At 57.3% G+C, this 18,432-nt stretch carries 15 protein-coding genes and 1 tRNA gene; 8 read left to right on the forward strand and 8 right to left on the reverse strand.

Translation table 11 applies throughout. The annotated features are described in order from the left end of the window. The first annotated feature begins 122 nt into the window (after positions 1–122). The 6 genes from O3306_RS11090 to O3306_RS11115 all read left to right on the forward strand — a co-directional run bounded on the left by O3306_RS11090 (position 123) and on the right by O3306_RS11115 (position 3,363). Positions 123–1,007, forward strand: a complete 885-nt coding sequence (locus O3306_RS11090) for a carbon-nitrogen hydrolase family protein (RefSeq protein WP_272007016.1) — start codon at positions 123–125, stop codon at positions 1,005–1,007. A 91-nt stretch (positions 1,008–1,098) separates the two neighbouring features. Further along, positions 1,099–1,317 (forward strand): translation initiation factor IF-1, encoded by a 219-nt coding sequence (gene infA, locus O3306_RS11095; RefSeq protein ID WP_005978431.1) that lies wholly within the window; start codon positions 1,099–1,101, stop codon positions 1,315–1,317. 70 nt (positions 1,318–1,387) lie between these two features. Further along, positions 1,388–2,005, forward strand: coding sequence for a Maf family protein (locus O3306_RS11100; protein ID WP_272007019.1), 618 nt, complete (start codon positions 1,388–1,390; stop codon positions 2,003–2,005). Beyond that, positions 2,002–3,021 (forward strand): ribonuclease E/G, encoded by a 1,020-nt coding sequence (locus tag O3306_RS11105; protein ID WP_272007021.1) that lies wholly within the window; start codon positions 2,002–2,004, stop codon positions 3,019–3,021. Before O3306_RS11100 ends, O3306_RS11105 begins: the two co-directional genes overlap by 4 nt. Further along, positions 3,018–3,209, forward strand: coding sequence for a DNA gyrase inhibitor YacG (locus tag O3306_RS11110; RefSeq protein WP_272007024.1), 192 nt, complete (start codon positions 3,018–3,020; stop codon positions 3,207–3,209). Before O3306_RS11105 ends, O3306_RS11110 begins: the two co-directional genes overlap by 4 nt. 79 nt (positions 3,210–3,288) lie before the next feature. Next, a tRNA-Phe gene (locus tag O3306_RS11115) sits at positions 3,289–3,363 on the forward strand. Positions 3,364–3,453: 90 nt separating this feature from the next. Here O3306_RS11115 and O3306_RS11120 read toward each other — a convergent pair. From O3306_RS11120 to O3306_RS11140, 5 genes are all read right to left on the reverse strand, one after another. Continuing rightward, complete coding sequence (locus tag O3306_RS11120; protein ID WP_272007026.1) at positions 3,454–4,503, reverse strand: tyrosine-type recombinase/integrase; 1,050 nt, start codon at positions 4,501–4,503, stop codon at positions 3,454–3,456. Between the two features lie 17 nt (positions 4,504–4,520). Further along, positions 4,521–4,790 carry a hypothetical protein gene (locus O3306_RS11125; RefSeq protein ID WP_272007029.1) on the reverse strand — a complete coding sequence of 90 codons (270 nt, stop codon included), beginning with the start codon at positions 4,788–4,790 and terminating at the stop codon, positions 4,521–4,523. Positions 4,791–5,121: 331 nt separating this feature from the next. Beyond that, entirely contained in the window at positions 5,122–6,861 is a 1,740-nt protein-coding gene (locus O3306_RS11130; RefSeq protein ID WP_272007032.1) for a hypothetical protein, read from the reverse strand. Further along, positions 6,858–8,339, reverse strand: a complete 1,482-nt coding sequence (locus O3306_RS11135; RefSeq protein ID WP_272007035.1) for a hypothetical protein — start codon at positions 8,337–8,339, stop codon at positions 6,858–6,860. Before O3306_RS11135 ends, O3306_RS11130 begins: the two co-directional genes overlap by 4 nt. Then, on the reverse strand, positions 8,336–10,213 hold the full coding sequence (locus O3306_RS11140; protein WP_272007038.1) for a hypothetical protein: 1,878 nt from the start codon (positions 10,211–10,213) through the stop codon (positions 8,336–8,338). Before O3306_RS11140 ends, O3306_RS11135 begins: the two co-directional genes overlap by 4 nt. Positions 10,214–11,755: 1,542 nt before the next feature. Here O3306_RS11140 and O3306_RS11145 point away from each other — a divergent pair. Continuing rightward, the gene (locus O3306_RS11145; protein WP_272007041.1) at positions 11,756–12,610 is read left to right on the forward strand and encodes a PDZ domain-containing protein; all 855 of its coding nucleotides are present in this window, start codon (positions 11,756–11,758) and stop codon (positions 12,608–12,610) included. A 10-nt stretch (positions 12,611–12,620) separates the two neighbouring features. Beyond that, positions 12,621–13,376, forward strand: coding sequence for a hypothetical protein (locus tag O3306_RS11150; RefSeq protein WP_272007043.1), 756 nt, complete (start codon positions 12,621–12,623; stop codon positions 13,374–13,376). Positions 13,377–14,001: 625 nt separating this feature from the next. Here the strand turns inward: O3306_RS11150 and O3306_RS11155 are convergent. The 3 genes from O3306_RS11155 to O3306_RS11165 form a co-directional block, all read right to left on the reverse strand. Continuing rightward, a complete protein-coding gene (locus O3306_RS11155; protein ID WP_272007045.1) occupies positions 14,002–14,637 on the reverse strand; it encodes a HEPN domain-containing protein in 636 nt (211 codons plus the stop codon). Further along, on the reverse strand, positions 14,630–15,796 hold the full coding sequence (locus tag O3306_RS11160; protein WP_272007047.1) for a DUF262 domain-containing protein: 1,167 nt from the start codon (positions 15,794–15,796) through the stop codon (positions 14,630–14,632). Before O3306_RS11160 ends, O3306_RS11155 begins: the two co-directional genes overlap by 8 nt. A 303-nt stretch (positions 15,797–16,099) precedes the next feature. Continuing rightward, positions 16,100–17,443, reverse strand: a complete 1,344-nt coding sequence (locus O3306_RS11165; protein WP_272007079.1) for an IS1380 family transposase — start codon at positions 17,441–17,443, stop codon at positions 16,100–16,102. Positions 17,444–18,432 lie beyond the last annotated feature (989 nt).

An 18,432-nucleotide genomic window follows, 5' to 3' on the forward strand; every position in this document is an offset into this window, starting at 1 on the left:
ACTGATTCGCACGGTGCTGGGGCATCCGCGCCATGATCCCAGTAGACTGGCGGGCGAATCTGGAGAAGGCAGACATGCTTTTGAGGACTGGACAGCGCCCGGTGCTTGGCTAGTGTGGACCCATGAAAATCGCAACCGCCGCCTATCCGCTGGACCCGCTGAAAAGCTGGTCGGAATATTCTGAAAAGCTCACGGATTGGGTGAGCCGTGCCGCCGGGCAGGGGGCCGAATTGCTGGTCTTTCCCGAATATGGCGCGATGGAACTGTCGATGCTCGCTGGCCCCGAAGTGGCGGGCGATCTCGAAGGCTGCCTGCACGCGGTCTCGGCCCGGATTGCGGATGCCGACGATCTGCATGCCGACCTGGCCGCCAGGTACAAGGTGCATATCGTCGCCGCCTCGGCACCGGTCTTTGACGAGGCCGTGGGCGAGCGGCCCGCGAACCGGGCGCGGCTCTTTTCGCCCACCGGTGGGCGCGGGGTGCAGGACAAGCAGATCATGACCCGATTCGAGCGTGACCCTTGGGACATCGCACCGGGTGGCCCGTTGCAGGTATTTGACACGAGCTTAGGCAAACTCGCGGTGCTCATTTGCTATGACAGCGAATTTCCACTGCTGGGCCGCGCGGTGTCCGAGGCCGAAATGATTCTGGTGCCATCATGCACCGAGGCATTGGCCGGCTACTGGCGTGTGCGCATCGGTTCAATGGCCCGCGCGCTTGAACAGCAATGTGTCAGCGTGATGTCCTCGCTTGTGGGGGATGCACCATGGTCGCCCGCGACAGATGAGGGCACCGGCATGGGCGGTGTCTTCGGCCCGCCTGATATCGGGTTTCCTGCCACGGGCGTTCTGGCTGAAGGAGTGCTGAATCAACCCGGCTGGACCTATGCCGAGGTCGATCTGGGCAAGGTCGCCCATGTGCGCGCCGATGGTGGCGTCCTCAACTGGACCCACTGGCAAGACCAGTCCGGGCGCGACGCATCGTCCATATTGACACGACTTGGCTGACAAAACGCTTTAAAGGCTTGAAAATCCCGGCGAATGGGGCCATTTAGTGCCGCATCCGCATTTTGGCGGATAAGTGGATGTAGGAGACCACATGGCCAAGGAAGATACGCTCGAATTTCCCGGTGTCGTCAAGGAACTCCTGCCGAACGCGACATTCAGGGTCGAGCTGGAAAACGGCCATGAGATCATCGCGCACACGGCAGGCAAGATGCGCAAGAATCGCATCCGTGTTCTGGCTGGCGACAAGGTACAGGTCGAGATGACCCCATATGATCTGACCAAGGGCCGGATCAACTATCGATTCAAATAGGGCGAAGCGCCGCTTCGCCCCGTGCGGGAAAGCGTTCTGCCAAACGCGGAATGCGCCGCACCCCGTCGCAATGCAGGGTGCCACCATGACGTTTTCCCCTGACCCGGTCTGCAAACTGATCCTCGGCTCTGCCAGCCCGCGTCGCCGCGAGTTGCTGGCGCAGATCGGCGTGGTCGCGGATGATATTCGCCCGCCCGATATTGACGAGACACCCCACAAGGCAGAGCTGCCGCGCCCCTATTGCATTCGCATGGCGCGGCAAAAGGCGCAGGCGATCAATTCAGGCGCCGATGAGATCGTCCTGTCTGCGGATACCACCGTTGCGCTGGGGCGGCGTATACTGGGCAAACCTGCCGATGTCGGAGAGGCTGCGGAGTTTCTGCTGGCGCTCTCGGGGCGCAGACACCGCGTGATCACCGCCGTTGCGGTGCGGCGCGGCGACCAGATATGGCAGCGCGACGTGCTCAGCCATGTCAAGATGAAGCGGCTCTCGGATATGGAACTGAACGGATATCTTGCCACCAACGACTGGCAGGGCAAGGCCGGCGGCTATGGCATACAGGGGCCTGCGGGCGCGCTGATCCCGTGGCTGAGCGGGTCATTCACCGGCGTTGTAGGTCTGCCATTGGCCGAGACCGCAACCCTATTGCAGGCGGCGGGCTATCCGCTCTGGAGGCAGATTACATGAAGGGACGCACAATCGTTCTGGACCATATAGGCGATACCGAGGCAGCGGCGCTGCTGGTGGATGGCGTGCTCGACGATTTGCTGGTGGACAGCGATGGCCCGCGGCCCGGCACGATCTACCGGGCCATTGCCGACCGTCCCGTCAAGGGGCAGGGCGGCATGTTCCTGCGCACCCCGGACGGCTCGGCCTTTCTGCGGCAGGTCAAGGGGCTGGCGCCGGGGCAGTCGCTGCTGGTGCAGGTCACGGGCCATGCCGAGCCGGGCAAGGCGATCCCGGTCACGCAGAAACTGCTGTTCAAGAGCCGCTATGCTATCGTGACCCCCGGCGCGCCGGGGCTGAACGTGTCGCGCAGCATCCGCGACGAGGACCGGCGCGACAGCCTGCTGGAAATCGCCCATGCCGAGATGGAGCCCGGCCCGATGGGGCTGATCCTGCGATCCTCCTGCGCCGAGGCCGATTCGGAGGAAATCGCCGAAGACATTCGCGCCATGATTGATCTGGCTCACGCGGTCACAAGCGATTCGCAAGGCGATGCCGAGACGCTGACCGAGGGCGACGCGCCGCACCTTCATGCCTGGCGCGAATGGCAGGCAGAGGACGTGCACAGCGCGCCGGACGGCTTTGCCGATCTCGGCGTGCTCGACCAGCTCGAGGCGCTGCGCAGCCCGCTGGTGCCGCTCTCCGGCGGTGGCTCGATCTATGTGGAGCCGACCCGCGCGCTGATTGCCGTGGATGTGAACACCGGCGGCGATGCCAGCCCCGCCGCAGCCCTCAAGGCGAACTACGCCGCGGCCCGCGCGCTGCCGCGCCAGTTGCGCCTGCGGGGCTTGGGCGGGCAGATCACGCTTGATCTGGCACCGATGGCGAAAAAGGACCGTCGCCCGTTCGAAACCGCCCTACGCTCGGCATTTCGGGCCGATGTGACCGAAACCGCACTTGTCGGATGGACCCCGCTGGGCCATTTCGAGCTGCAGAGGAAGCGCGACCGCGCGCCGCTGGAGAGTTGCCTGCCATGAAATGCCCGATCTGCTCAAAGCCGACCACACACGCCTTTCGCCCGTTCTGTTCGCAGCGCTGTGCGGATATCGACCTCGGAAAATGGCTGAGCGGTGACTACGCGGTCCCCTCGCGCGACCCCGAGGATATCGAGGCAGCGGCGGAGGCCGCAGAGGCCGCCGGGGACACATCCTCCAAGTCACATTGAATTATTTGGTCTTACCCTCTGGACAGCCCCGCAGGCCTCGCCTAGAACGCGCTCACCCGAACGCTTTCGCGTTCCCCGTGCCCGGGTAGCTCAGGGGTAGAGCAGTGGATTGAAAATCCTCGTGTCGGTGGTTCGATTCCGCCCCCGGGCACCATTTCGATTGTTATCCCAGAGTTCTCAGGGGTTTAGGGGGCGAATTTGTCCCACCCTTTGCTATTGCTTCGAAAAGTGGGACACTTTTGTCCTACTTTCGTTCCCCAGTCATGCGCTTCAGGGCGCTTTCTGCGCGAACCCTCTGGCTGGCCGCGCGCGTGTAACGGGTGACTTCCTTCGAAGTCCGATGCCCTGTAATCGCCATAATCTCAAATTCGGTGCAACCTATTTCCGCGAGTCGTGCCGCGGCGGCTTTGCGGAGGCCGTGGACAGAGCATTGGGGCAAGTCGGCTTCGTCGCACCACTTGCGAAAACGGTTGCCGAAACCATTCGAGGTAAAGGGTTTATTGAAAGCCGTGACAAGGAAGGTCAGGTCGCCGGTGGGGCTGGCATCAATGATCCGCTGAAGATCCCCTACAATCGGGATTTCCTGTCGGACGGGTGAACGGTTCCGGTTTTTATGCTGAGTGAAAACCAGCCACCCGTCGCGAACGTGCTGCTTTCCAAACTGGACCAAATCGGAGCGCCGTTGACCAGTATAGAGCGCGAGGGCGAGCGCCAGCCGTGCCATGGATCCGACCGAATGCTTCTGCTCAAACTTCTCGATTTCGGCTAGAGTCCAAGTATGGTACCCGTCGGGGTTTTTCGGGTTGAGATATTCAATTTCTGTCGCCGGATTTCGGTCGTGAAGGTCATAACGGACTGCAAATTTATAGAGCTGCCGAAGTGCCTTAACCATCCCATTTGCGGCTTCTGGACGCTCCATCATTTCGTCGCGCCGTGCCCGGATATGCCTCGGCTGAAGGAGGGCGAATGGCTTTTCTCCGTCGTTCTTATGTTGGCAGAAGCGCTCCAGGATACTCCTGCGGACCATCTGCGTCCTAGGGGACAGTTCCCGGAACATAGCGGACTTGAAGTATTCTATGCAGAGGAAGCGAACCGATCCGGGGGGCACCTGCGCCGAATTAGGCGTATTCTTGGCCTTCGTTTCGCCCGCGAAAGCGGCCTTGTAGGCGGCGAGAAACTGAGGAGAACCAATTGGACCGGGAAGCCTAATTTTTTTGCCGTTCCGTCGGAAGTAAATGCGGACGTTTCCGTGGCGGTCGGTATCCTCGACAACATATTTCAAACGAATTTTCATGGTTCTCCCAGTCAAGCTCAGACGTCCCAGGGATTGTGATCGACATCCCCGTCACTCGGCAAATCTTCGAAGAAACGATCAAGGGCGCGCACGTCCCAGACCTTTCTCCCATCGATCTTCTTCGGCTTGGGCATTCGTCCGTCCGAAACCATTTCGTCGAATTTGGTCGCTCCCACACCGATGTAGCCCGCGGCCAGAGCACGCGATAGCCCGCGTTGTGTAGGTGGTTGAACCGCCCGGCTTCGGCCAAGGGGATGAAAGTCATCGACGCGCAATGGTTTCACCATAATGTAGGCCGTGCAGGGTCGAACCGTTATAGGCGGCGCCTGTTGAGTGGTGGGTAAAGCTCCCGAGGCTGCACGCCCAAGCATCCAGCTCCAACGCAACTGAGGCTGCGAAAATATTTCCTATTTCTGTATGAAGAAAGCGTGAGTCCCAGTAGACCATTATCCCTATCCCCTTAATTAACCATTACCTTACCGTGGAAAATTTAAGCCATCATTTAAGAGGTAAATCGACACCGGCCCTATTGCGCGAGAAACTCGCCCAAAACGATGTTGACGACCACTGGCGTCCACGAAACCGGCAGCAGGCCCCATCTCTCAACCTCATCTTTACTCACTTCCGGATACGCCCGATCCTCGGCGGAAGCAGGGCTGTATCAGTCACTTCGGGGATGTCATGCAGCGCGTCGAATGCCTCGATATGTCCAGCCAAAGTCAGGGCGAGATCAGCGCGTCCATGCGGCGGATTTCTCAGTGTTGACCGTAATTCGCGGTCAAGGCGCTGAGCCCACTCCTTGGATACGCAGTTCGGAGCTTTGCCGGGATTCCAAGAGAGGACCTTCGGCACTGGGTTAGCTAGTGCTCTCATCCCGGTTGCGGCAACCACCTGCTGCAACTGTTGCCACGCAGAGGTCCAGGGAAGTTCGATGAAGGTCTGAAGTTTCCTGATATTATCCGAGTGCGTTTTGCGTCGGGGTTCATGAGGGCCTAAGTCGAATTCTTTGATGTCAGCACGCAGGAGCTCCTCCAAAGAAAGCTTAGGGCGCCCCATTGCGTCTGTCAGGACGCCAACCGATAGGCGAAAGGCGCGGCGTGTTGAGGGGGCTGGATTCATGAAGTCCAACAGCTCTTCCAGCTCGGCCCGAATTTTCCTGGTGAGTCCGCCCTGGGTAAACCGTTGATCCTCAGGAGGTGATAAGATTGGGAGACCTTTCAACGCAGGATCATGGGATAAACTTGCGATGTCTCGGACGGCAGCCCTGAGGTTTGTGCGATCGCCCCTCTTGGTGACCTGGCGCCGAAGGGTGTCGACGAAATCTTGACTTAGATACCGTGGAGGAACACCGGCTGCGCGGGCGTGCCGGCGCAGATATGAAAGCCCTCTGAACCGTTCTGATTTCCAGCCCTGCTTGCGCAGATATGCATAGAGATCATCCCAGGCTGTCTCTACCGGGTCCTTGGGTGGCACGGGTGTAGGTTTCCGGGGTTGCGCGTGGCGCTGAACACCAGAAGGTTTGGTTGGCTGTGGATTGGTTTTTCGAGGTTTTGGGCCATTCAACGCAACCTGTAACCGTTCCTTGTAGGCGCGCAGCGTTCCGACCGTAATGGAGGGAAGCTTTGCCTCCTCGGGATCAGGAAGGTCGCGAATGGCTGCGCGCAGGTCGTCCAGTGTGTCGGTCTTTCCATTCAATCTCCCCCCCATGACGGCAAGCCTGTTCAGATAGTTCAAGGCCACTACCGTGCTCCGCGCAGGTAAGCTGTCTCGCCATTTTTTGAGGGCGGGAGACATGTTCGCCGCCCCATGATTTCGAAGGCCGGGAAACGGATCAGGGCACTTGTCCGGGAGGAGGCCCGAGCGCAGCGCCAGATCGTTCTTGAAGAGGTTTCGAAACACATTGACGCCGGCCCTGAACTGCACCGGCACCTGACTGGGCATCTCTCTACGAATATTCACGAGAAGAACATCCGTGACGTCTTTCGGCAGCGTCTCCGGCGAAAGAAATTTGCGCAAGTTGTAGAGGGCACTATTCCCCCCATTTTTCTGGAGGCGCTCAGCCCGGCTGAGCGACTGCCACGGATCCGCGTCCACATCTCCCGGAGCAAAGCGCATCTGTGCATTCAGTATCAGGCCTCTCCAGGCCAGGTACTGTGAGCGCCCCGTCCAAAATCCATGCAAGTCAGCCTGCTGAGAGGCATATTTGGCCCCGAAGAGGGGCGCGGAAAAATCAAGCGCTGACACCGGTACTCCCTCGACCTGAGCGAGATGTTCAATCGCGACTAGGGTTGCGAAGGCCTTACCCTCGGAGAGTTGTTGTTCCGACGTGATTGCCGTGTGAATTTCCGAGAGCTTCATCCTTCGGTCTCCTCATCGTTACTGAGTCTCTGTATGGCCTCCAGGAGGTCCGGCGGCATCAGTGCTGCGCGCCGGGCGGCTGCGGCGTTCTGGACCCTGGTGATTGCAACCTGGCGAACCCGTTTCGCCTGGTATTTTTTCGCCGTTGCAGGGGATGTCTGATGTGCCATCACCATGGTATCGCGCGTCCCGACTTCACCACGGTTGATTGCCTGATCAGTGTGAAGCATCGTTCGCGTCGTGGTGAACGAGGTGCCTGCATAGGTTTTGAACAGGCGTGGAACATAGGTCCTGCTCGGGTGCTTCCCGCTCTCGGGCACGAAGAGGGGGCCACCTGCCTTCATGGCGCAGGCTCTCAGCTCAGGCAGGTGGCGGGCATCGTGATCGCCCTGAATCACGACGTCGACGTACCGGGCAAACTCCGGCTCCAGCGCAACGACAAGGCGGTCGGTGTTGTGCCGTTTGGTTTTCGAGATCTCGGTGTTGATCACCCAAGTGCCGGATTCCCAGAACAGGCTTTCCCCCAGAACCAGTTGAGCATCTGCGTTACGCAGGGGCACGATGCTGTAGAGCCCGAGGATCGCACCTCCGTTTCTAATACGGTGGCGGCGGGCAGCATTGCCTTCTGATGCGGCATGCAGAAGGAGCGCGTCAGCCTTGTCCATGAGACCTAAAGTGGTGTTGCCGGTCTCGAGAAGCGCCTGAAATTTGAGGGCATCCTGGCCCCTCTCGTAGAAAGAATAACGGGTCAGGCGTTTGCTGAGATATTTTCTATTCTCTTCGGTGCCGAGGCCACTATACCGCGCAAAGCGATGAAGCTCTTCAACCGTGGCCCGCATCGTTGACCACCGGATGCCATGCCTTCGCAAGCGGAGCCGGTCTTCCAGGCCGGTGAGGTACCGATCGACGACTTCAGCCGAAAGATCGGGTTTTAGGCCTTCCTCCTGAGCCGACCAGGTAAGCTGACAGAGCTTCTCCCGCATGCGCTGCAAGATGTCGTGGGCAGGCGCCGCAGTGCTCTCCCCGGGCAGGCCCTGAGCCGCCCGGCGCAAGACCTCCTTCCAGTCAGGGGGCAGCATCCAGGGATGGACCGATACCTTCCGCACTCTTGCGTCTGCCCGGTACTGGCAGGGATCCCAAGGTGCCGCCGGTTTGGCGTTGTCGGTGACCGCGCACTTTGGGGCCGGTGATGACGCCGGCAGTAAGCGCATCGCATCGCAAAGGTTGGGGAGTTCTGATGGCAGAATGACAGAGAAGGCCGTGCGCAAGTGTTCGAGCCACGTGGTGGGATCACCTATGGGCTCCGAACGTGCCCATAGCGCATAATCAGAGGGCGTCGGCTGGACGACGCCGGTCTGGCGAACCAAGTCCCAGACCCGGTCAGCTGCTACGAGTGCGGGCAAGGGGATCTCATGAAGGCCTTGGATGTTGAGGAAATGCTGCCACGAAGGTTTGCTGAAGAGCTGAAGCCGGTTCACGTCACTGCCCCCCGCGCTTTCAAAATTTCTGCCCGTCGCCGCGCGGTATCGCGCTGCACGTTCAAGACCGATTGCTTGGCATTGACCCAGGCATAGTTGCGCTGCACGACGGCCACGGTGTCGCCAAGGACCTTCGCGAGGTCCTCCATGGATCGCCGCCCTTCGTTGATGTCGATCGAGCAGTACCCGTGGCGGAAATTGTGGGAATTCATCGGCAGACCGATTTCGGCCGAAGCTTCCGCCAACCAAGTGTAAAATGTCTCTTTTGCAAAGCCTGAATTGTTTGAACTTGCCGTTCCAAGAGGCGGGAAAAATGCGTGGGTCTTGTCTGCTTCCGGGAAAAGGGGGCGGATTGCAGTCAGATAGAAGCGGATGATCTCGACGGCGTGGTCTCCGGGGCCGCGTTTCTCGATGGTGATTGCCTCCATCTCCTCGCCCCTCTCCGAGAGGAACTTCCCGTTTTTCAACTCTGCATTGGGAAACTTGATGATCACGTGCGGGCTTCGACCGGTGAGATGCAGAAACATGGTCTTGCTGGGGCCGGTATGCCGCATGGAAAGCATGTTCTGTCTACGAAATGGAGCTCCTTCGAGCGCGATGGCAGAGTAAGCTGCAATCACGCCGAACATCCGTGCAGTGCGCAGCGCCTTTTTGACGGCACCCCGTTCGGTCTCTGAGAGGGTCGCCAGCACTTCGGGGGGCGAGAGGTGCGGAAGGTCATGACCATTCCGCTTTGCCGCCGCAAGGGTCTCAAGGGCGCGGCGGTAATACTCGACGTGCTGTATCTGAAAGAGGTTCGTCTTCTGCGGGTCACGCAGGAGTGTTTCGCACCAACGTTTCACCTTGGGACCCATTGCATTGCCTGCAAAGCGGCCCTCTACCAAGTGGGGAAGCACTGCAATCAAGCCAGTGACATAGCTACCAGCTTCTGTCAGTCCGTTCCGTTGCAGCAGGGCGCCGAGATCTGCGGCATAACTTGCCATCGTTCTTGCTTTATGCGCTTCGTTTCTGCCCCAGGCTGCAAGAACGCAGTCGACTTGATCTTCGGTGAACAGACGGCTCAGATCGGTTTCATTCGAGAGACCGGGATACAGATCAAGCAGGGTCTTCACATACAGCGAGGTGGCGGCACTGTAACCTGCGCGTGTCGATTCTGAGAGTGGTTCCGCCAGATGGGCGTAGCCCGGATCTTTGACTTGCGTCCTTGCGGCCACGTCCACCCAAGTATTGATGGCACGCTGCAACGGTTCAGGGAGTGTGGTCAACCGGCTGGCCGGCCTCGACCCCGGGGTAACGGGCCGTGGCGGTAGAAGGGGGCGCAGGCGATCAAACCCGCGCAAGTTATCGAGAACCTTCAATCCTTTTCTCAAGCTCTTTCGCTGCGCCACATGGGTAGTGGAAATCCAGTTCTCTGCTTGGTCCAAAGTCAGAATCGCCGGGTCGACATCTGCCGCGCGGCAGGTGTCGACCAATGCGGTCATCGCAACACGATCCTGGGCGGCCACGAGACCGGCGGTTACCAGTAGATCGACCTGGCGCAGGAGCACTGCCCATTCATCGTCCCGGTTCTTGCGTTCGGCTTTCTCGGCCTGAGCCCCCGTGACTGCTTCGATCAATCTGCGCCCGGCCCGCTGGAACTGTTTGTAGCTTTCGTTCGAAACCCCGGCTGCGTTGACCAGAGCCTGGAGGGCCGGCATGCTGCCGTGCAGCTTGGGAACGGCTTTCTCGTATTCGGTCAAGATGGCGGGGAATATGTCGAAGTCGGGCCCTTCGATACCGTGAATCACAAATGCGGTTCTCGCTTTGCGGATATCCTGTTGCTGGCTCTTGGTGCCGTGGGCTTCGATATGTGAGACGGCGTCTTTCATCGTCATGGGTTTTGTCGGTTCGTTTGTCATGGGGGCATAAATTATTGGCGTTACAAGGGGTTTTTGGTGTTATCGGGAGATTGGTAACGAAAGGTCCCAAATTTCTATGTTCCGGAAATTCGGGACTGTTCGTTACGGCGGGCGATGGGGGGAAACCCCGGTGTTATCGGAGCAAATTGCCGCAAAAACGTTACTGTCCGGGACTTGAGCGAGCGCCTCCGGCGTCCTTCGAAGCGGGATCTGGGGCGCAAGAAACGGGATCGGATCTCCGCGGAGATGTGCAAGGATTTGGGCCGGGATCCAGCGGCGCCCCCGTGCAGGAGCCTGGCCCGGGACCGTTGCAGTCAGCTCGACAGGACAGGGGAGTACGCCACGGTTCTCACACACGTCCGCGCTGATCGTCGAGGCGCTCAACCCGACCATCTGCGATACCCATGAGGATTTCTGCAGCGGGATGAGAAGGCTCTCCATCTCCGCCGGAGTCCGGGGCGCGACCCCAAGGATCGCGTGGAGTACGCTGGGGACCGAGTAACGATGGTTCTTCGGCTTGCCAGTGATCTCGCGGAGATGGAACCGACAAACGAGCTGCGGGATAGCATTCTTCCCGATTTGCGCCCAGCTTCCCAGCTCCGCCGTCGTCATTAGGCCGGGGGTGCGAAGCGTCGTTGGAGGAGGCATGGCAATCATGTGACAGGCCTTCCGGTTTCAAACTCCGGAGCAAATCGCGCGAACTGCAGACAGTTTAATAAAATTCTACTTAACAATGGCTTGTACCTCCGCTTAATGAGCAGAGGTATAGAAGGTAAGGTTTAAAATGGGGTTTACGAAATCTTCATGAATATGTGCTGCAGCCGTTGATCGAGGATTAAATCGTAACGGACAGAGAATTGGGACGACTCCGACTATGAGGTCCACGCGGCACAAACGACGAATTCCTCCTCGCCGCAACCGCCCAGAACCTCCGCAAACTGGCCAAGATACTTCCCGCACCGCAGCAACCGCGAAAAGCCTGACAGGAAAGGCGCTCGCGCCCAACTTAAGCGACGGAATTCTGCGCCCGCGAACGGGTGTTTTTCCACGGAAGGGCGGCTTTCGGTCATTCGCTGCGGTCAACACGAACGTCAGCGATGCGCAGCTTCCGGACTTTGCAAAGTAGGGGGTATCTGGCGCGATTTCTGGGACGACTGGCCCTTATCCGCAGTTCACTTCTTGATTGATCGCTGAAGCGCAGCTGCACCCAACCCGCCAGTCATGGATGGGGCAGCGCCCTCGAAAGGTGAAGGTCGGTTGAGGGCGCCATAACAGCCGTTTCCGCTTCGTGTTTCAATGACTGACTTCAACTCATTCTGGACAAAAATGCCCGAAATGTCCGAGCGGGGTTATGGTCCAGATCGCCAAGCTGCGTTGGAAATTTGTTGACCAACCAGCCCAAGTGGGTAACCATCCCTTCTAAAAAAGGCCCACTTCCGGTTTGTCGGCATCCACCTCAATCAGAGCTTTATTGGGGGACGGATTCTAAAATAGGAGGTCATTTGCTTGCAACGAACTTTGCTCTATTTCATCATAGTCTTTTTGACAGCAACGACGAATTTGGCGGCTTCTCCGACAGCTTTCGGAGCGGAAATTGAAGAGAAGAACGGGCGGGTAACCGGGTTTGGCGTCGTTTGGGCGCTTGAGGTCACGTCCGTCATCTCGGGGTCGACAGCAGCAGAAGCTGGCGTTCAGCCGGGCGATATCATCACTAATGTAACCCGATACTCGCTTGCAGGCGAAAACCGGGTGGAATCCCGCAGCGATCAGGATGCCATGCGGGAAATGCTGGATGCGGCACAGTTCGGCGACTCCTATCGCTTAGAAACCCTTCGCCCTTCGAGTACCGGAGTGAAGCAACTGACCTTGGAATCGCGTGTGCCCTATGTGGTTAACGGCGGAAACTTCCAGTCTGACCGCCAGATCTTCAGAATGATTTATGCGGGCGATTGGGACAATCTGATGTTGACCCGTCGGGACCCGGAAGCCCGCCGCGGCCTTCAGAAGTCGGTGTCGCGAATGAACTACCTCTACCACAATGTCTTTAGTGCCATGTGTGCCGATAAGGTGCCGGGCGATTACGTCGTCATTGGTGAAAAGCTAGTCAAGGATGTAGATGATCCAATATTGGGCGACCTTTATAGTTACGAGGGTCAAACCTATACGTGGAAAATTCGGCGACAATTTCATGCCGGTTGGCTGCGGTCTCGCGCTGGATTTTCCTCGCTCGGTCTCGTGATGAACACTTCGAACCTCGTCAAGATGGGCAAGGACTTTCAGAGGCTGATCGAAACGAACGGATGCAAATCGGCTGATCTGCGCCAGTTCGAGGTCTATCTCGAGCAATTCTCAGCACGCGCCAATCCGACTTGAAAGGAATTTCATGAAACATTTTCTCACCCTCGGAGCCGCCATCTGCGGTCTCTGCACCGCCGCTCAGGCGGCGGAACCAACCGCACACGATGTTTTCGACGCGTTCTCGGCACGTTACGAGCGACTTTATAATGACATCAACTCTCGAGCCGATCCAGGTCGGCGCCGTAACGTGTACCGTAGCTCGGAATGGTTAATGGACTGGCCTTTGGATTATTTGAAAGCTTTTCTCTTCAAGGTGCCAGAGAAGAACTTCTGCGAACCAGCCGTAGCCCCGGGCCACTGGATTTGTACGTTTATTCTTCCGATTCAATCCGAGGTAGGCAATCTGGATCCAGGTAGTGATGATGCGCGGTTAGAGATCCTCGAAAAGGGACGTACCTACGAAGAACAGCACGAAATTTTATTGGTGTCGCAGGAGGATGGTTTCATGGCTCCAGACATTTTCATCATCAAGCGGCCCAACGGCGAACGGGCGTTTCACTATGGACCTCAAGGATGCGTTTCCGTTGGCACGACAAAGGAGACCACCACGGACGGACAAACTCGCGTTCCAGTCGGATCATGCCTTGGCGGCGGGGTTAGCCTGAAAAATAGCAACTGTGAGTTGATACGCCGCTGGTTTGTGGAGAAGAACCGGCCGACGGACACGGCAAGCCTTGCTTTCTGGGTATTCACACCGCCACTGAGATACGTCGCCTGTATCGAGGGAACCGATCTGGATCCCGGGATAGATGATGGCCTCATCCATCGGTATCAAAACTGAGTTCTTTTTGTGGGCTTGAACGCAATGCGTATTGGTTCGGCCAACACCCCACCGCGTCGTCGCGACTGGTGTCCGTTCAACTTGGTCAGATCCGCTGTTTACCCCTGACAATCGTTCCATTGCGAGTTCGGCGCTCGACACAACGGGCTCAAAGCCAATCTGCGGCATTGTGGCGCCCATGGCGCTGCCCGGGGGCGCGTCAGAGTAGATACCGTATGACTGCAGTCGGCCCAGAGAGCAGCTCAACCGGGTTCACTTAGGGCTGAGATTAGTCCTTCTTTGAGACCAGCATAAATGGCGGCTCAAGGCTGTTCGTTTCATACGGCCAAGCGGGCGGAAACCTGACCTTAGCTGCGACTCCGAATGTCCTGTTCCAGAATCGCAAAAGCGGCCATTCAAGTTCCAGTAGGGGAAAGACTCCATGCTGCGCTGCGCGCTAAGGTTGGCTATGCGCAGATAGCGGACCTTGCCAGCACAATACTACTGCATGTCACCGTGTCCGACCTCACCTGCTCCGCGTCGATTTCAGCTTTTTCTGGGGCGCCTCTCTCATGCTGATTGCTGATATTCTTTTATTTCGCACCTGAAATTTCCCAAATTTAGAGATTGCAAACCGCCGATAAATCTAACCTATACCTCTGAAGGAAATTTTGTGCCGTTCACATAGCATATTGTCCAAAGGGAGGGTGAGTCGTAGTAAGTCACTGACGGTCTTTTCCCAGCCAGCACGAGGCGTCACCATTTTAAACCCGAGTCCGTGAGCATACTTTCCTCGTTTGCCACCAAAAGAATTGAGTGCTTGTGATAACAATCTGTCATGCGAAAATAAATTCAACCCTACGGGCATGAGAATAGAATCCTGATCCTTTGTTTTGATGCCATGAACTCCATCGAGCGCCATAGAATGTTCCTCAATCGACTTTTTGAAGAGGTCGTGGAGCAAAGCATTCAGGGCATCTCCGCTACATCTATCTCCCCCTGCCGCGCCAAGAAGAGGCAATTTATAGTAGGCGCATGCACATAGGAGCGGATCTCTCACTTTCCCATCGCGCTCAAATTCTCTTAAGCTTTCGGATAGGACCGCCAAGGACAACTGCTCCAAATATTCCTCGAAAGCGGCGTGGCAAATTAAAATATACGACCTTAAGCGAATTTGCTGCAGTGTACTGCCGACATCATGCATAGGTAAGCCGGAGAGCAAACTCGCCGCATCAGCGAGTGCGATTTCAAGTTTTCCGTAGCTAACAGAGGTCTCAGGCATTGTCTTTGATTACTGGCAACCGCAGGTCTATCCCGAATTCTTTTTTTATCAGTGCATACCAAGATACATATCGAAACTTCGTCGCTGAGATGCTCTTTGTTGTGCTTTCGACTGCCCTTACGAAGGACGTATTGCTGAAAATCGATTTATACACTTCATAGAACTTTTCAGGATCATCCTGTGCTGCTTTTTGCACCGCTTCACTAGCGAGAGAGCCCCCCAAGACATCAAATATCGCTCTATTGAATGCTCCTTCAAATCCATCCTTTCCCGGTACAAACTTCTTTGAAAAAGAGCGGTTAGGGAAAACCTCGAGACCGACAGATATAAGCTTTTCGAGCTTTTCCACCGCTTTGATCTTCTGACCAACCTCGAATTCTTCGTTCATTTTTCTGCAGTATGCGTCAAGAAATTCTTTGAGGTTCCCACGATACTCGATGGAGAAGTCTTGAAAGGCAAAGTGGCGGATCGCTACTTCTACGTCTTTCATTCTCTTGTCTGGATTCTTTAACCCCAGCATGCGCTGAAGGTTTCCGCATTCTGCCGTTTGTTGGATCGCCTCTCGGACAAATGGACCACGTATTAGCGACATGCGCAATTCCATAGGGGAAAGTCGGACCGATCCAGAATTCAACCTATGAAATATTTCGTAAAGCACATCGTCTCTTTGCCAACCTCTGATCACGGCAGTTCGGATCGCCGCCGCATCAATCGCGCGCACTACTTTAGGGTGACTTTCTTTAAGCGACAACCAGCTTTCTCCATTCAGATCGCTCAGATCTTCAAGCCCCTGAAGTTTTAACCCCCCACCTTCGTTAGATGTGTCAAAAAATTCTTTAATTGCAGAGAGCCTTTGCTTGCCGTCAAGGACTAGAAACTGATTTCTCTCACCCTTCCTCTCTGCGAGCAGGATTTGCGGAATCGGTATTCCCAATATCAGGGATTCAATAAATTTTGATTTAGCTCGAGCCGTCCAAACGCTGCGCCGCTGGAAATGTGGTTCCAAATCCACGATATCCACCAGCTCACTTCTGAGTGTTGAAACGGTCCAGTCAGAAGGTACAATAAAAATATCCGCGAAATCTGACGGATTGATCTTATAGTCGCTACTTCCTTCAGCAGATTCATCTTCCTCAAACAGACTCTCAATGTCGGACATTTCTGGTGGCCTTTTTGTTGTTTGAGGCAGGTTATGCAAGGCGTCCTGCTGCTGCAACACTGTAGACGCGTGTTCAGCTGTGAAAAAATGAAATGCGTACGAAGTCGCTCCCTAGATGACCGCTACCTTAGCGATGCTAGCCCGGATAATTCATGAAGCTGTCGCCTTCTGCTCAGGGGGCCGCTTTTCTGGGTCTCGGGCTTGTCGCGCGCGTCCGGTGTCGGCGTCCGGTTGGCATGCCGGCCGGTGACTTGGGTCTTGAGTGGTGTGGATTGATGTTTCGAGGTTGTCGGGGCGCTGGCGTCAGGCTGCTTTCGGTGGGGCGAGGGCGTCGAAGAGAAGGTGGAGAAGCCCCTGTCTCGGGCATGATGCCGGCAATGTGACGATGATCCGGGTCTTCTTTTCGACGATGGTGGCGGCCAGCTTGACGAGATTCAGCCGCAGCGTATCGAACTGGGCCCGGCGCCACGGGGATCTCCTTGGACAGGCGGCGCGCAGTTTCCACCAGAGCCAGTAGGCGCAGCTGTGAAGCATCAGACGCATCTGGTTGGCGTTCGCTTTCGAGCATGATGTTCGGTCTGATGCGAGATGGGTCTTCCATGCCTTGATGTGGTTCTCGGCCTGGCCGCGAGCGGAATAGAGCTTCTCATAAAGATGCTTGCCACGACCGCCCTCGAGATTGGTGACGATGTAGCGGGTGTCCCGACCCATGGGGCCAACCTCGACGCGGGCGATGACGCGACGGGATTTCGACCACGACCGGGCTGCGTAGGAGAAGGTCTTGAACCGGCGCAGCTTCGAGCCCGGCGTGCGGGCGTAGCGCGCCGCCGTCGACGCCTCCAGGGCCGAGATGTTCTGCGCCAAACGGCCGTTCTTCGATAGACCGAAGATATAGCGCAGGCCGCGCCGCTCACACAGGTCCAGAACCTCCGGCGTGCAGTAATGGCTGTCGGCCCGCAGCAGGATTTCCGTCTTGGGCCAGTACCTGGCGATCTGCCGGATCAACCGGCGGATATGGGCCGCGCTCTCGGCCCCCTTGGGGCGGCGCGCCGGGCGCAGCAGCGTTCCGACAAGCCGGCCTTCGCCGTCGAAGACGACGATCGGTTGGAAGCCGAACTCGTCGTAGAACGCATTGAACAGGCGCAGCTGCTGGTGGCCATGCACCGCGTCAAAGGTATCGTCGATATCGAGCACGATCCGGCTTGGGGCGCGCGCAAAGGACTGGCAGTAGAACCGGACCATCTCACGGCCCATGCGGATCAGGGCGCGGGCGTCGGGCAGGTTCTCCATGCGCGAGATCGTCGGCTGCGAACACAAAGCCGACCCTGTTTCCGGGCCACGCTCCAGTGCGATCCTGAAGCTGGGATCGTGCCGCAGGGTTGCTGCGTCATTGCCGTCTTCATACCCCGCCCCGATCATCATGATCCGGAAACGGATGATGTCGCACAGGCTATGCTGAACCTTCGCCGGATCGCGCGGATCGTGCAGGCAATCGGCGAGCCGCTGCGCCAGGCCCGCCTTGCGCTCGATCTCGCGCAACAGGATCAGTCCGGCGTCGGAGCTCATGTCGGCGCCGTCAAATCCAAGCAGGATCGGTTTGCCATTGACGGGTGACAGGCGGGGCGTGAAGCATGTAGATTGGGCCATGGCGGAGGTCGTCCTCTTGAAAACCGCATGTTTGGCGTCGACAACCAAAACATACGGCGTTTCAAACAGTTACGCTACCTCCGCCGCCTTCTCGTGAATTATCCGGGCTAGGAGATCTTAAGGTGTGTGGGCAACAGGAGCACTCCAGCCTCTGCTGTAGAGCCGGCGCTTGTCCCGCTGGTAGTATGACCGGCAGGTTTGAGCTGAGTGCGGTAATCTGATCGGTCGCGCCCAGCGCTGCAGGATCAAGATTCGCGTGCCGCAGCGCCGCGGGTCGGCTTTGAGCCCACCTCGACAGGTGCAGCGCTTTGCATGAATGACGGCTTTGGAGAACTGAGCTGTTCTTCTAAACTGACCCACTTACGGCGCATTCTTGTCGTCCACCTTGAATTCAGTCGTGAACTCAATACTCTTCTTGAGGCTACGATGCGAGATGGGAAAGCCACAGATGAGTAAGCCACCGACAAGGATGGAAAGAGCCCCCCTTCTGGTGCTCTACATCATGATCGCTTTTAATTTTTTTGTGTTTTTTTTGGGGACCGCGAGCGTTCTACGGTTTGTTTTCTCTGATATCGAAAGCATCGTAATTAGATGGTTTGTGGGGATTATAATTGTTGTATTTGTTCTTGAAGGCTTCATAGCGCTTTATGAATTAAGGCGTCGCCGAGACGCGTACCGATCACCGACAGAAGACGCTGAGACTTGAGCAACGCCAGCCACTGTCTCGCTCAATTGAGGTACACATGTTCGGATGGCATCTCTTCGAGAAGAAGCGGCCATTCGTCGACCACTGATTTGCGCCGCTCGTCCCGCGCTGCCGACCTTCATCCTCCGTAAATGCTGCTCCATGGACGAATGGCCGGTCTGGTGAAGCTTCGGCGCGGCATCGGCGTGGTGGCTGGAAGGCCGCTCTGGGCCGTCTATACCGCCGCTGAACTGCCCGAGCGTGACTGATGCCGCGCTGCATCCGATGACGGCCCCGAGCCCAA

The sequence above is a fragment of the Roseovarius sp. ZX-A-9 genome (genome assembly GCF_028369135.1).
Taxonomy (GTDB): Bacteria; Pseudomonadota; Alphaproteobacteria; order Rhodobacterales; family Rhodobacteraceae; genus Roseovarius.